This is a genomic window from Sphingomonas phyllosphaerae FA2 (assembly GCF_000427645.1).
Taxonomy (GTDB): domain Bacteria; phylum Pseudomonadota; class Alphaproteobacteria; order Sphingomonadales; family Sphingomonadaceae; genus Sphingomonas; species Sphingomonas phyllosphaerae.
On the sequence record NZ_KE386571.1, the window covers coordinates 1,286,512 to 1,299,433 of the forward strand.

The window sequence follows — 12,922 nt, forward strand, 5'->3', positions numbered from 1 at the left end:
CCTTACCCCTGCCCAAGTGATGACCCGGACCAATCCATGACCGCCACGATCGCGCTGGTCGACGACGATCGCAACATCCTGACCTCGGTGTCGATCGCGCTGCAGGCCGAGGGGTTCATGACCCGGCTGTATTCGGATGGCGAGGCGGCGCTGAAGGCGTTGACCGACAATCCGCCCGATCTCGCGATTTTCGACATCAAGATGCCGAAGATGGACGGGCTGGAGCTGCTGCGGCGGCTGCGCGAGAAGAGCCGGTTGCCGGTCATCTTCCTGACCAGCAAGGACGACGAACTCGACGAGGCGCTGGGACTGGCGATGGGCGCGGACGATTATATCGCCAAGCCGTTCAGCCAGCGGCTGCTGATCGCACGCATCCGCGCGATCCTGCGGCGGACCGAGCCGGCGCAGGCTGGCGCGGAGGGCGAGTCCGAGACGCAGGGACCGATCGAGCGCGGGCGGCTGGTGATGGACCCGGCGCGGCATCGCGTCACGTGGGACGGCAAGCCGGTCACGCTGACCGTCACCGAATTCCTGATCCTCGAGACGCTGGCGCAGCGTCCCGGCATCGTGAAGACGCGCAACCAGTTGATGGATGCGGCCTATCAGGACGACATCTACGTCGACGACCGCACCATCGACAGCCACATCAAGCGCGTGCGCCGCAAGTTCCGCGAAGCCGACCCCGCCTTCGACTCGATCGAGACGCTGTATGGCGCCGGCTACCGCTTTTCGGAGGAGTGACGCCGCCGAACAGGCGCGCGCGTGGTCGGGGAAGGTCTCGCTCACCCCGCGCATTCTGGCGGTCAACGTCCTCGCGCTGCTGCTGCTGGCGGGCGGGTTCTTCTATCTCGAATCGTTCCGGAGCCGGATTCTCGACCAGCGATCGACTCAGGCGGCGCGCGAGGTGCGGCTGATGACCGAGGCGCTGGCTCCGATTGGGCTGGACATGCGCGATGCGACGATCGCGCGGCTGGCGAAGGAAACCGGTACGCGCGTGCGGCTGTACGATCGCGGCGGCGCGCTGCTGGCCGACAGCCGGGCGCTGGGGGTCGGGAATTTCCGGCTCGACGATCCCGACGACGACCCGCTGGCCCGACGCAGCGCGCGCTGGCTCGACGCCGCGATCGACCGGATCGTCCGCGCCCCGCTCGCCCCGGGCTATCGCGAGCAGCGCGACGGGCGGCGCTGGCCCGACGTACGCGCGGTCTTCACCGGCGCGGCGAGCGCGCAGACCTTGTGGCGCGCGCCGGATCGCACCCCCGTCATCACCGCCGCCGCGCCGCTCGGCCGCGACCTCGCGCTGCTGACCGCGGTCAATGCGCGCGACGTAACCGAGCGGGTGCGCGCCGAGCGGTACCGATTGAGCGTGGTGGTGCTGGTGGCGAGCGCGATCTCGATCGGGCTGTCGCTATTCCTCGCGCGGACCATCGTCGTGCCGTTGCGCTCGCTGGCGCGCGCGGCGGTGCGCGTGCGGCTGGGGCGCGCGCGCGAGGTGACGGTGCCGCGACTGCCCGAGCGGCGCGACGAGATCGGGATGCTGGCGCGCGCGCTGTCCGACATGACGCTGGCGCTGCGTGCACGGATCGACGCGACCGAGGCGTTTGCCGCCGACGTGACGCACGAACTGAAGAACCCGCTCGCCTCGCTTCGCTCGGCGACCGACGCGTTGGGTCGGGTCGAGGACCCGGCGTTGTGGGCCAAGCTGCTGGCGATCGTCAACGACGACGTTCACCGGCTCGACCGGCTGATCAGCGACATTTCCGAGGCGTCGCGGCTCGACGCGCAATTGAGCCGCGCGACCTTCGAACCGGTCGATATCGCGGCGATGTTGGTGGCAATGGTCGGCGAGCGCGAGGCGCGCGGGCCGGCGCATGACGTGCGCGTGCGCTTCGATCCGCTCGACGACGATCTGGTCGTGGCCGGCGAAGGCGCGCGGTTGGAGCGGGTGTTCGCCAATCTGATCGACAATGCGATTTCCTTCTCGCCCGAAGGCGGCACCGTGACGATCGCGGCGCGGCGTGACCGCTCGATGCTGGAGGTGTGGGTCGAGGACGAAGGCCCCGGCGTGCCCGAAGAGGCGCGCGAGGCGATCTTCCGCCGCTTCCATTCGGTGCGGCCGTCGCAGGAGACGTTCGGGCAGCATTCCGGGCTGGGGCTGGCGATCGCGCGGACGATCGTCGAGGCGCATCAGGGCGAGATCGGGGTCGAATCGCGCGAGGACCGGCTGAGCGGGGCGCGCTTCGTGGTGCGGCTGCCACTGGCGGCGCGCGCGTGACCGCGACGATCCACGCGACCTGCGTTGCGATCGGCGCGCGCGGCGTGCTGCTGACCGGACCGTCGGGCGCGGGCAAAAGCGACCTGGCGATGCGACTGATCGACCGCGGAGCCGTTCTGGTCGCCGATGACTATACCGTGCTGTCACAGGAAGATGGCGTGCTGATCGCGCGCTCCCCCGCCACGATCGCGGGCCGAATGGAGGTGCGCGGGATCGGGATCGTCGCGCGCCCGACCTGCGCCACCGTGCCGGTCGCGCTGTCGGTGGTGCTCGCCAGCGAGGACGAGCGGATGCCCGAACCGCGTGCGATCACGCTCGACGGCATCACCGTCCCCGAAATCGTGATCGATCCGCGCTGGCCCTCCGCCCCGATCAAGGTCGAATGGGCGCTGGCCGAACAACCGCCTGTCAGAGAGGCCGAGCGATGAACGAAGTGCTGCTGGTGACCGGGATGGCCGGGGCGGGTGTCTCCACCGTGCTGAAGACACTGGAGGATCTCGGCTGGGAGACGATCGACAACGTGCCTTTGTCGTTGTTGCCGCGCGTCGTCGCGCCGCCCGCCGATCCCGACGAGGCCCCTCGCCCGCTGGCAATCGGTTTCGGGACGCGCACGCGCAATTTCGATGCCGACACCGCGCTGCGTCGGTTCGAGGAATTGCGCCAGCGCGGCGACAATGTCGGGCTGCTGTTCCTCGACTGTTCGGGCGAGGAATTGACGCGGCGCTTCGCCGAGACGCGTCGCCGCCACCCGCTGGCCGACGATCGCCCGGCGGTGGAGGGTATCCAGCGCGAGCGGCGCCTGCTCGCGCCGCTGCGTGAGCGCGCCAACCGGCTGATCGACACGACGACCTTCAAGGCCAATACGCTCGCACAACAGGTCCGCGAGGCGTTTGCGCGCGACACCGGCGTCGGCACGACGCTGACGATCGAATCGTTCGGCTTCGCGCGCGGCATTCCGGCCGGCGTCGACATGGTGTTCGACATGCGCTTCCTCCGGAACCCGCATTGGGACCCGGCGCTGCGTCCCCATACGGGACAGGAGCCGGCGGTGGCGGCCTATATCGCGGCCGATCCGGCGTACGAGGACGCGGTCGGCAAGATCGAGGATCTGCTGCTGCTGCTGTTGCCGCGTTATCGTGCCGAGGGAAAACCTTACGTCACGGTGGCGTTCGGCTGTACGGGGGGCAAGCATCGCTCGGTCCATGTCGCAGAGCGCGTCGCTGGACGGTTGCGCGATGCGGGATTATGCCCCACCATCGTGCATCGGGACCTTGCGGCGGCCCCGCAGGATGCGCTCGAGGGACGCCCACACGGTCAATGAACGGATTGTCGAAGCAAATGTCGGGGCCAGTGATCGGTTTGGTGCTCGTCACCCACGGGCGGCTCGCCGATGAATTCGTGGTCGCGATGGAACATGTCGTCGGCCCGCAGCGGCAGGTGCGCACCGTGGCGATCGGGCCGGAGGACGATATGGAGGCGCGCCGCGCCGACATCGCCGCCGCGATTGCCGAGGTCGACGAAGGCCGCGGCGTGATCGTGCTGACCGATCTTTTCGGGGGCACGCCGTCGAACCTCGCGATATCGCTGATGGAGCGCGGGCGCGTCGAGGTGATCGCAGGGATCAACCTGCCGATGCTGATCCGGCTGGAATCCGCGCGCAAGGCAATGACCGTCGTCGCCGCGGTCGCCGCGGCGCGCGAGGCGGGGCGCAAGTATATCTCGGTCGCATCCGAGGTGCTGGGCGAGGCAGCGGCATGACGGTGTCGCGCACGGTCGAAGTCACCAACCGCCGCGGGCTGCACGCGCGCGCCAGCGCCAAGTTCGTGACGCTCGCCAGCGGCCAGCCCGCGCCGGTGAAGGTCGCCAAGGGCGAGTCGGAAGTGATCGGGACGTCGATCATGGGGCTGATGATGCTGGGCGCCGCCAAGGGTGATCACATCACCATCTCCGCCGAGGGCGATCAGGCGGAGAATGTGGTCGAGGCGATGTGCGCGCTGGTCGAGGGCAAGTTCGGCGAGGACTGATCCTCTGCCGTTTGTTTCCTATGCCGAAGGTCATCACCTCCTTTTCCAATCCGCTGGTCAAGCGCGTGCAGGCGCTCCGCGACAAGCGCCATCGTCGTGAGGAAGGGCTGTTCCTCGCCGAAGGATTGCGCATCCTGACCGAGGCGCGCGAAACCGGGCGCATCCCGCGCATCCTGTTCTTCGCGGCGGCGAGCGCCAGCCATCCGTTGGTCCGCGCGCTGATCGACGCGGTCGAGGGCGATTATGGCGAGGCGGTCGAGACGACAACCGACATCCTCTCCAAACTGTCCGGCAAGGACAATCCGCAGGCGGTGGTCGGCGTGTTCGACACGTTCGAGACCATGCTCGGCGACCTCGACCGCAGCGCCGCGCCGATCTGGCTGGTTGCGGAGCGGCTGCGCGACCCCGGCAATCTGGGCACGATCCTGCGCACCGGCGATGCGGTCGGCGCGGGCGCGCTGATCCTCGTCGACGAATGCGTCGATCCCTTCTCGACCGAGGCGGTGCGCGCAAGCATGGGGGCGCTGTTCACGGTGCCGATCGTGCGCGTGATCTGGCCGGAGTTCCTGTCGTGGCTGCGCGAGGGGCCGGGGCAGTTGATCGGGCTGAGCCTGCAGACCGAGAACAATTATCGCGATGCGCCTTATGCCGCGCCGACCTTCCTGCTGACCGGCAACGAGGCGCAGGGATTGCCGGACGAATATGAGGCCGAGTGCGATCTGCTGGTCAAGATGCCGATGCTGGGCAAGGCCGACAGCCTGAACGCGGCGGTGGCGACGGCAGTGATGGCCTATGAGGTGCTGGCGCAGCATCGGTGAAGTGGCTGAGGGCTGGCCGTAAAGCCCAATACGATTACTTCACTACCGTCAGCCCGGACTTGATCCGGGGTCCCGCTCTCCGCCGCGAAGCAGCGGGACTCCGGGTCAAGCCCGGGATGACGAGTGAAAGATCACGAGTGACGCTCTAATTGCGTTTGTGCCAATCGGCGGGAACCCCGGTCCACAGCGTCCACGGCATCATGTAATCGACATATTCCGTCACGCTGACGCGCCCGTCGTGGTCGTGATCGAGCTTGTCCATCCACTTTCGTTCTCCGGCCGGATCGGGTGCGCCGCGCGGGGGCGCAGGCGGCAAGCTCTGGTCACGAAAGCGGTCGCGCGGCTCCAGCGTGGATGCTTCGGCACCATTGAGGAAGCCGGAATGGTCGGCATCCTTTTGCGCAAACCCCTCGCGGATGTACGCGCCGGCTTCGTCCATGCCGACCTTGCGCGGCGTAATCTCGCGGCCATTGTCAAACATCTTCGGCCCATCCGGATCGGCGGCGGGAACATCCTGCGCGACGAACGCGAGCAAGGCGAGGATCGTGATCATCAGGAATCCTTGATACGGAAGGGTGCGTGCCCCCGGCCCGACGTGCGGAGCCGCGGCCCCCTCCGTCTCACCTCGCTCGTCATCGCCCGATAGGTCCGGCGCATGGGGTACCAACATCTGGTACCCCTCCACCCCCGCGAGCAGCCGCGCCGCCGCCAGCGATGATGACACGCCAAGCTTGGCGCGCGCCATCTTAAGCCGCTTCTCGACTGCGTGCGGAGAGATGCCTAAATCGAGCGCCATCTCCTTCGCGGTCTGCGGCAGCAGACGGCGGCGCAGGCATTCCTTCTCGCTATCGGTCAGCCGTGCGAGGGCGGCGGTCGTTCGCTCGTCGGATTGCATCGCCACGACCTTAGCCCGCCGCGACGCAGGCCGCTATTCCGCCGCATCCTCCACCGCCACCAGCTTCGTCAGCGGGCGCGCGGCCTGTTCGCCGACCGGCAAGGTCTCGATCGATTTGTTGCCCGTGTCGATGTTAAGCGACTCGAAGCGGCGCGCGCTAGTCAGCACCTGACTTTCGAGGCTGCCGACGAAGCTGTTGTACGCGCCCATCGCGGTGTCGAGATTCTTGCCGAGCCGCGCGACATGCCCGCCCATCACCGCGAGCCGCTGGTACAATTCCTTGCCGAGCGCGCCGATCTCCTGGGCCTCGCGCGCCAGCTTCTCCTGCCGCCACACCGCTTCAATGGTCCTAGCGATCGCGATCAAATTCGTCGGCGTGGCGAGCAGGACGCGACGCTCGAACGCATAATCCCACAGACCCGCGTCATGTTCGAGCGCGGCGGAGAGGAAATGCTCGCCGGGGACGAACATCACGACATATTCGGGCGCGTCGTCGAATTGCGTCCAATAGGCCTTGGCGCCCAGCGCGTTGACGTGCGCGCGCATCGACGCGGCGTGCGCGGCGAGCCCCAGTTGCCGCTCGGCCTCGTCGACCGCGCCGAACGCGTCCTGATAGGCGTTGAGCGACACCTTCGCGTCGACGATCAGCGACTTGCCGCCCGGCACGCGGACGATCGCATCGGGGCGGAGTCGCGCACCTTCCTCGCCGGTGACGCTCACCTCCATGCGGAAATCAGTATGCTCGGCAAGGCCGCACGATTCGAGGACGTTGCGCAGCTGCTGCTCGCCCCAGCGCCCGCGCGCCTTAGGAGCGTTGCGCAGCGCGTTAACCAGCTTGGCCGCCTCGCCCGAAACCCGCTCCTGCCCGACGCGCATCGCCTCGATCTGGCCGCGCAATTCGCCGAACGCATCGCGGCGCTCGGCCTCGATCTTCGCGACGCCTTCCTCATAACGTAGCAGGCGATCATTGACCGGCTGGAGCAAGGCGCGGAGCCCCTGCCCCGATTGCTCCTCGGCCTGGCGGAAGCGCGCCTCGGCGCGTTCGAGAAATTGCTTCTGCGCGTCGCCGAGCGCGTTCTGCGCGACCTCGCGGAAGCGCAGGCTCATCTCGTCGGCGGCGGCGCGCAGGTCGGCGATACGCTGCTCGGCGGCGCGGCCTTCTGCCTCCAGCCGCGACACCTGCAACCGTGCCGCCTCGCGCTCGTCACGCGCCTGCGCCAGTTCGGTGCGCAATGTCTCGGCGGCGCGGGCGCGTTCCTCCGCGCCGGCAAGGTCGGTGATCGCGCGCTTGAATTGCTCGACCTGCGCGTCGCGTTCCTGCCGGAACCCGCCCGCCTCGCGCTTGCCGGCGAGCCAGCCGAGCAGGGCACCGAGCGCGAGCGCGAGGAGCGCGACGAGGACATATTCGATCATGCCGGGAACATAGATCGAACGGGGCGGCAGCGACAACCGTTAATTGCCACGTTCCCGCCCCGGATCAGCCGCGGCGGAGCTTGTCGAGCTTCTTGAGCAACATGCCGCGCTTCAGCCGCGAAATATGATCGATGAACAGCACGCCGTTCAGATGATCGATCTCGTGCTGCATACATGTCGACATCAATCCGTCGAATTCGGCCTCCTGCCTCGCACCCTCGGTGTCGAGCCACGTGACCCGGCAACGCGTCGGGCGGGTGACCTCGGCATATTGCTCGGGGATCGACAAACAGCCTTCGTTGTAGCTCGCGGTTTCCTCGCTGAGCCACGTGATTTCCGGGTTGATGTACGCGTGCGGGTCGCGCGCCGCCTCGCGCGGCTCGCCTTCTTCCAGCTCGCGCTCCTGAAGGTCGATGACGACGATCCGCTGCATGATGCCGACCTGCACCGCGGCCAGCCCAATGCCGTGCGCGTCGTACATCGTCTCGAACATATCCGCGACGATCGCCCGGATGTCGTCGTTCACTTCAGGTACGGGCGCGGCGGTTTCGCGCAGACGCGCATCGGGGACTTCTACGATCGGGAGTATGGCCATCGCGCGGCGCTATAAGCGCGGCAACGGCCCGTCAAGCGACCGGGCGGCGCGCGCGAAGCGCCTGTGCCAGCGTTCCTTCGTCGAGATAATCCAGCTCTCCGCCGACCGGCAGGCCATGCGCGAGCTGCGTCAGCCGCACCGGATAACGCTCCAGCCGCTCGGCGAGATAATGCGCGGTGGTCTGGCCTTCGAGCGTGGCGTTCATCGCGAGCACGACCTCGTCGACCGCACCATCGGCGACGCGCGCGATCAGGCCGTCGATCGCGAGATCCTCGGGTCGGACGCCCTCCAGCGCGGACAGCCGCCCGCCCAGCACATGGAAACGGCCGGGAAACAGCCGGCCACGCTCCAGCGCCCACAGGTCGCTGACGTCCTCCACGACACACAGGCTACGCGGATCGCGGCGCGGATCGGCGCAGATCTGGCACGGATCGCTGGTGTCGACATTCCCGCAATTCCCACAGGTTGCGAGCCGTTCCTCGACTGCGGTCAACGCCGCGCGTAACGGTACCAGCGATGCTTCGCGGCGCTTGAGCAGATGAAGCACCGCACGCCGCGCCGAGCGTGGCCCGAAACCGGGGAGCCGCGCCAGCGCGCTCGTCAGCGCCTCGATCTCGGGGGATGCCATGCGGAACAGATAGGGGGTTGCACCGCGCGCCGCCAGCGTGTCGAGAGAAGCGATGCGGATCATCTTCATGGGAACCCCGGCGTTCGCGGTGCCGACGCTGGAGGCGCTGGTCGCCGACGGGCACGACGTGGTTGCGGCGTACAGCCAGCCGCCGCGGCCCGGCGGGCGACGCGGGCGCGAGCTGGTGCGATCGCCGGTGCATGTCCGGGCGGAGGAACTGGGCGTGCCGGTGCTGACGCCGGTGACGTTGCGGGATGTTGAAGCGCAGGCGACGTTTGCGGCGCATGACGCCGATGTCGCGGTGGTGGCGGCTTACGGGCTGCTCCTGCCGCGCGCGGTGCTGGAGGCGCCGCGGCTGGGGTGCCTGAACGTCCACGGATCGCTGTTGCCGCGCTGGCGCGGGGCGGCCCCGGTGCAGCGGGCGATCCTTGCTGGCGATGCGGAAACCGGGGTCGGGATCATGCAGATGGAGGCCGGGCTCGATACCGGGCCGGTACGGCTGGAAGGACGGACGCCGATAGGTCGCAAGAACGCCGGGCAATTGACGGACGAACTGTCGGTAATGGGTGCGCGGCTGATGGTGGAGGTCTTGCGCGACCCCGACGCCTATCCGCCGGTCGCGCAACCCGAGGACGGCATCACCTATGCCGAGAAAATCCGCAAGGAAGAGGCGCGAATCGACTTCGGTGCCGACGCTACGCAAGTGGTGCGGCAGATCGCGGCCTTTTGCCCGGTGCCGGGGGCGTTCTTCGAACACGCGGGCGAGCGGGTGAAGGTGCTCGACGGCCAGCCGGTCGAAGGCAATGGCCGACCGGGCGAGGTGATCGACGAGGCGCTGACGGTCGCCTGCGCGACGGGCGCGATCCGGCCGGTGCGGGTGCAGCGCGCCGGACGCGGGGTGATGAGCGTCGCGGAGTTGCTGCGCGGCTTTGCGGTACCGGTCGGCACGCGACTGTGACGCGGTTCGCGCTGACCGTGGAATTCGATGGCCGGCCGTTCATGGGCTGGCAGCGGCAGGCGCATGGCCCGAGCGTGCAGCAGGCGATCGAGGAAGCCGCGCTGGCCGTTACCGGTGAGCAGGTCGTGGTGCATTGCGCCGGCCGTACCGATGCCGGGGTGCATGGGCTGGGGATGCGCGTGCATCTGGACATCGCCAAACCGATCGGCGCGTTTCGGCTGGGAGAGGCGCTCAACGCGCGGCTGCGTCCGGCGCCGGTCTCGATCATCGAATGCGTTGAGGCTTCCGACGACTTTCATGCGCGTTTTTCGTGCCTTGCGCGGTCTTATGAGTATCGGATCGTCAATCGTCGTTCGCCGCTGACCTTCGAAAAGGGGCTGGCGTGGCAGATCCCGCAACCGCTGGACGCGCCGGCGATGCACGAGGCGGCGCAGGTACTAGTCGGTGCGCATGACTTCACCACCTTCCGCTCGGCGCATTGTCAGGCGGCGAGCCCGCTCAAGTCGATCGACTGGTTCGAGGTGGTGCGGGACGGTGAGCGCGTGACCGCCCGCGTCGAGGCACGGTCATTCCTCCACCATCAGGTGCGCTCGATGGTTGGCTGCCTCGCGCTGGTCGGAATGGGCCGGTGGTCGATAACCGACCTTGGCGACGCGCTCCGTGCCGCGGACCGCGCACGATTGGGGCTCAACGCGCCACCCGGCGGGCTGTTCTTCGTGAAAGCGTCCTACCCCGGCGATCGACTGAAACGCGACGCCAGTTCGACATGCGTCGACCAGCGGAACTGACCAACCGGCTGCACCCAGTCGAGCGTATAGCCGGCCTTACACAGATCCTGAGCGTCTCGCGCAAAGCTGCTTGGATTACACGACATATAGGCGACCGTCGCAACCTTTGATGCGGCGAGTTGCAATACCTGCTCGCGCGCGCCCGCGCGCGGCGGATCGAGCACGATCGCGTCGAAACGATCCAGCTCGGCGCTGGTCAGCGGTCGGCGGAAAAGATCGCGATGCTCGGTGAACACCGGCCGCTGCGCGCGTCCCGCCGCCGCCTTCAGCGCCATGATCGCGTCGCGCGCTCCTTCGGCGGCATAGACGCGTGCGTTGAGCGAGAAGGCAAAGGTGCCGAGCCCGGCGAAGAGATCGGCGACGATCCGAGCGCCGGCGACGGCTTCCTGCGCGGCGGTGACCAGCGCGGCCTCCCCCTCGACGGTCGCCTGCAGGAACGATCCCGGTGGCAACGGCACCGCGACGCCGCCAAGCGTTATCGTCACCGGTTCGGGCTCCCAGCGTGTTTCCGGGCCGAGGCCGTCGTCGAAGGCGATGCGCGCGACGCCGTTCGCCTCGGCGAAGGCGGTGAGCGCGTCGTGATGCGCGAGTCCCTCCGGGGCGACGCCCTTGACGAAGACGTCGACGCCCTGATCGGCGCGCGTCAGATGGACGTCGAGCCGGCGTTTGGCCTTGAAGCTGGGCAGCAGGCGCTTGAGCGGGCGGACTAGCGCGAACAGTTCCGGCGCGAGGACGTGGCATTCGTGCAGGTCGACGATCTGATGACTACGCTCGGCGGTGAAGCCGATCCGGCCCGACGGCTCGACATGCAGCGAGGCGCGGCGGCGGGTGCGCGGCGGCGACAGGATCGGTGCGCGGACCGGCGCGCTCACGCCCTGCGCGGCCAGCGCCGAGGCGATACGATCGGTAATGAACGCCGACCAGCTCTCGTCGTCGAGATGCTGGAGCTGGCAGCCGCCGCATTCGGGATAATGGCGGCACGGCGGATCGATGTGGTGCGGACCGGGAATGATCGCGCCATCGTCGCCGAGCGTGTCGCCGGGGGCGGCGAGCGCGACATGGCGGCCGTCGGCGGCAACGCCTTCGCCACGCGCGGCGACCCGAACGATAATGGTCATGCGCGGGCTCCGGTCAGCGCGGTGGCGAGGTCGTCGGCGATGAAGGCCGGACCAAGTCGGCGCGCGGCCTCGCCGTGAAGCCAGACGCCCGCCGCCGCAGCATCCAGCGGGCTTTGCCCCCCTGCGAGCATGGCCGCGATCGCGCCGGCAAGGACGTCGCCGGTGCCCGCGGTGGACAGCCACGACGAGGCCTCGCCAGCCAGCACCGCTTGTCCGTCGGGCGCGGCGATCACGGTGTCCGGGCCCTTGAAGACGATCGTGGCGCCGGCGCGGGCGGCGGCGGCGCGCGCTGCCTCCAGCTTGCTGCCGGTGAACGCGCCGAACAGCGCGGCGAATTCGCCGGCGTGGGGCGTCAGGATCAGCGGCGCGGCGCGCTCGCGAAGACGCTCGGGGGTGACGAGGTGTAGCGCATCGCCGTCGATCACCAGCGGGTGATCGGTGGCGAGCGCCTGATCGAGCAAGGCGCGCGCGTCATCGTCGCGGCCGAGACCGGGGCCGATCAGCACCGCGCCGATCCGCTTGTCGGCAAGCGCCTCGGCATCGCAGCGGCGGCGGACCAGCGCGTTCGGGGTGCCGGGTATCGTCGCGCCGAGCAGCTCGACATAGCCCGCGCCCGCATGCATTGCCGCGCGCGCCGCGAGATGCGCCGCGCCGGCCATCCGGCCACGGACGACCGCGACCATGCCGCGCGTGAACTTGTGCGCGTCGACCGGGGGAGCCGGGAAGTCGGGGCGGGCGATGACGTGGGTGGCGCTGTCGGTCTCGACGCCGATCGGGATGACGCGGACCGCGCCGCAGCGCGCAGCGGCGGGCTGGAGCAGATGCGCGGGCTTCATCGCGCCGAGCGCAAGCGTGATGTGGAACGTCGGGACGTCACAAAACACCATGCCGTCATCGGTGGAGACGCCGCTCGGAACGTCGACGGCGATTGCGAGATTTGCCTGCCTTACCAGATGGTTGAGCGCGGAACTCGATACGGCGTCGAGCGCGCGTGACAGGCCGGTGCCGAACAGGGCATCGACCAGCACCGCGGCCGGCGCGGCGCTGGCGAGCGGTTCGACCGCACCCGTCCAGAGCGCGCGCGCGGCGATCGCGGCGGGGCTGCGCGGCTCCGACGCGGCGGCGACGCGGACCTTGCGCCCGGCCGCGTGTAGGCGCGCGGCGGCGACATAGCCGTCGCCGCCGTTGTTGCCGGGGCCGCACAGGATCAGCACGTCGTTGACGCCCGCCAGCCGGCGGACGGCATCGGCGATCCCCGCTCCGGCGGCTTGCATCAACGTATCGACGCTGGTGCCGGCGGCGATGGCGGCGTTTTCCGCCGCGCGCATCTGGGCGGCGGTGAGCACGGGGGTTCCGGCGATCGGGATCATCCCCCGCGCCTACCGCCTGATGCCGCCGGAGTGAAGCGGT

At 68.9% G+C, this 12,922-nt stretch carries 15 protein-coding genes; 9 read left to right on the forward strand and 6 right to left on the reverse strand.

Annotated elements, in window-relative coordinates:
* The first annotated feature begins 36 nt into the window (after positions 1 to 36).
* The 7 genes from SPHPH_RS0106460 to SPHPH_RS0106490 are packed head-to-tail and all read left to right on the forward strand — an operon-like array spanning position 37 to position 5,117.
* A complete protein-coding gene (locus tag SPHPH_RS0106460) occupies positions 37 to 741 on the forward strand; it encodes a response regulator transcription factor (RefSeq protein WP_028965957.1) in 705 nt (234 codons plus the stop codon).
* Positions 710 to 2,275, forward strand: a complete 1,566-nt coding sequence (locus SPHPH_RS0106465; RefSeq protein ID WP_028965958.1) for a stimulus-sensing domain-containing protein — start codon at positions 710 to 712, stop codon at positions 2,273 to 2,275. The genes SPHPH_RS0106460 and SPHPH_RS0106465 overlap by 32 nt, the downstream gene beginning before the upstream one ends.
* The gene (locus SPHPH_RS0106470; RefSeq protein ID WP_028965959.1) at positions 2,272 to 2,703 is read left to right on the forward strand and encodes an HPr kinase/phosphorylase; all 432 of its coding nucleotides are present in this window, start codon (positions 2,272 to 2,274) and stop codon (positions 2,701 to 2,703) included. The genes SPHPH_RS0106465 and SPHPH_RS0106470 overlap by 4 nt, the downstream gene beginning before the upstream one ends.
* Positions 2,700 to 3,596 carry an RNase adapter RapZ gene (rapZ, locus tag SPHPH_RS0106475; protein WP_028965960.1) on the forward strand — a complete coding sequence of 299 codons (897 nt, stop codon included), beginning with the start codon at positions 2,700 to 2,702 and terminating at the stop codon, positions 3,594 to 3,596. Before SPHPH_RS0106470 ends, rapZ begins: the two co-directional genes overlap by 4 nt.
* Before the next feature lie 29 nt (positions 3,597 to 3,625).
* On the forward strand, positions 3,626 to 4,033 hold the full coding sequence (locus tag SPHPH_RS0106480) for a PTS sugar transporter subunit IIA (protein ID WP_028965961.1): 408 nt from the start codon (positions 3,626 to 3,628) through the stop codon (positions 4,031 to 4,033).
* Positions 4,030 to 4,299, forward strand: coding sequence for an HPr family phosphocarrier protein (locus tag SPHPH_RS0106485; RefSeq protein WP_028965962.1), 270 nt, complete (start codon positions 4,030 to 4,032; stop codon positions 4,297 to 4,299). The genes SPHPH_RS0106480 and SPHPH_RS0106485 overlap by 4 nt, the downstream gene beginning before the upstream one ends.
* 20 nt (positions 4,300 to 4,319) lie before the next feature.
* The gene (locus tag SPHPH_RS0106490; RefSeq protein ID WP_028965963.1) at positions 4,320 to 5,117 is read left to right on the forward strand and encodes a TrmH family RNA methyltransferase; all 798 of its coding nucleotides are present in this window, start codon (positions 4,320 to 4,322) and stop codon (positions 5,115 to 5,117) included.
* Positions 5,118 to 5,262: 145 nt separating this feature from the next.
* Here SPHPH_RS0106490 and SPHPH_RS0106495 read toward each other — a convergent pair whose 3' ends face one another.
* The 4 genes from SPHPH_RS0106495 to recR all read right to left on the reverse strand — a co-directional run bounded on the left by SPHPH_RS0106495 (position 5,263) and on the right by recR (position 8,648).
* The gene (locus tag SPHPH_RS0106495; RefSeq protein WP_028965964.1) at positions 5,263 to 6,012 is read right to left on the reverse strand and encodes an EF-hand domain-containing protein; all 750 of its coding nucleotides are present in this window, start codon (positions 6,010 to 6,012) and stop codon (positions 5,263 to 5,265) included.
* A gap of 33 nt (positions 6,013 to 6,045) precedes the next feature.
* Complete coding sequence (locus SPHPH_RS0106500) at positions 6,046 to 7,425, reverse strand: DNA recombination protein RmuC (RefSeq protein ID WP_028965965.1); 1,380 nt, start codon at positions 7,423 to 7,425, stop codon at positions 6,046 to 6,048.
* Positions 7,426 to 7,489: 64 nt separating this feature from the next.
* Complete coding sequence (gene def, locus SPHPH_RS0106505; protein ID WP_028965966.1) at positions 7,490 to 8,020, reverse strand: peptide deformylase; 531 nt, start codon at positions 8,018 to 8,020, stop codon at positions 7,490 to 7,492.
* Positions 8,021 to 8,051: 31 nt separating this feature from the next.
* Positions 8,052 to 8,648, reverse strand: coding sequence for a recombination mediator RecR (gene recR, locus SPHPH_RS0106510; protein ID WP_028965967.1), 597 nt, complete (start codon positions 8,646 to 8,648; stop codon positions 8,052 to 8,054).
* Positions 8,649 to 8,700: 52 nt separating this feature from the next.
* Between recR and fmt the strand changes: the two genes are divergently transcribed.
* Both fmt and truA read left to right on the forward strand, forming a co-directional pair.
* Positions 8,701 to 9,606: a methionyl-tRNA formyltransferase gene (gene fmt, locus SPHPH_RS0106515; RefSeq protein ID WP_028965968.1), complete on the forward strand. Its 906-nt coding sequence runs from the start codon at positions 8,701 to 8,703 to the stop codon at positions 9,604 to 9,606.
* On the forward strand, positions 9,603 to 10,394 hold the full coding sequence (gene truA, locus SPHPH_RS19080; protein WP_051272874.1) for a tRNA pseudouridine(38-40) synthase TruA: 792 nt from the start codon (positions 9,603 to 9,605) through the stop codon (positions 10,392 to 10,394). Before fmt ends, truA begins: the two co-directional genes overlap by 4 nt.
* Here truA and SPHPH_RS0106525 read toward each other — a convergent pair.
* Together SPHPH_RS0106525 and SPHPH_RS0106530 are read right to left on the reverse strand one after the other, a co-directional pair.
* Positions 10,334 to 11,512 carry a class I SAM-dependent RNA methyltransferase gene (locus SPHPH_RS0106525; RefSeq protein WP_028965969.1) on the reverse strand — a complete coding sequence of 393 codons (1,179 nt, stop codon included), beginning with the start codon at positions 11,510 to 11,512 and terminating at the stop codon, positions 10,334 to 10,336. The genes truA and SPHPH_RS0106525 overlap by 61 nt on opposite strands.
* Positions 11,509 to 12,882: a bifunctional ADP-dependent NAD(P)H-hydrate dehydratase/NAD(P)H-hydrate epimerase gene (locus tag SPHPH_RS0106530; protein ID WP_028965970.1), complete on the reverse strand. Its 1,374-nt coding sequence runs from the start codon at positions 12,880 to 12,882 to the stop codon at positions 11,509 to 11,511. Before SPHPH_RS0106530 ends, SPHPH_RS0106525 begins: the two co-directional genes overlap by 4 nt.
* Positions 12,883 to 12,922: the final 40 nt, after the last annotated feature.

Bases quoted from the DNA above. Each gene is read 5' to 3' on its own strand.
- SPHPH_RS0106465 (WP_028965958.1), top strand. From the start codon at position 710: ATGGCGCCGGCTACCGCTTTTCGGAGGAGTGACGCCGCCGAACAGGCG.
- SPHPH_RS0106490 (WP_028965963.1), top strand. From the start codon at position 4,320: ATGCCGAAGGTCATCACCTCCTTTTCCAATCCGCTGGTCAAGCGCGTG.
- rapZ (WP_028965960.1), top strand. From the start codon at position 2,700: ATGAACGAAGTGCTGCTGGTGACCGGGATGGCCGGGGCGGGTGTCTCC.
- def (WP_028965966.1), bottom strand. From the start codon at position 8,020: ATGGCCATACTCCCGATCGTAGAAGTCCCCGATGCGCGTCTGCGCGAA.
- fmt (WP_028965968.1), top strand. From the start codon at position 8,701: ATGCGGATCATCTTCATGGGAACCCCGGCGTTCGCGGTGCCGACGCTG.
- SPHPH_RS0106485 (WP_028965962.1), top strand. From the start codon at position 4,030: ATGACGGTGTCGCGCACGGTCGAAGTCACCAACCGCCGCGGGCTGCAC.
- SPHPH_RS0106525 (WP_028965969.1), bottom strand. From the start codon at position 11,512: ATGACCATTATCGTTCGGGTCGCCGCGCGTGGCGAAGGCGTTGCCGCC.
- recR (WP_028965967.1), bottom strand. From the start codon at position 8,648: ATGGCATCCCCCGAGATCGAGGCGCTGACGAGCGCGCTGGCGCGGCTC.
- SPHPH_RS0106495 (WP_028965964.1), bottom strand. From the start codon at position 6,012: ATGCAATCCGACGAGCGAACGACCGCCGCCCTCGCACGGCTGACCGAT.
- SPHPH_RS0106500 (WP_028965965.1), bottom strand. From the start codon at position 7,425: ATGATCGAATATGTCCTCGTCGCGCTCCTCGCGCTCGCGCTCGGTGCC.
- SPHPH_RS0106460 (WP_028965957.1), top strand. From the start codon at position 37: ATGACCGCCACGATCGCGCTGGTCGACGACGATCGCAACATCCTGACC.
- SPHPH_RS0106530 (WP_028965970.1), bottom strand. From the start codon at position 12,882: ATGATCCCGATCGCCGGAACCCCCGTGCTCACCGCCGCCCAGATGCGC.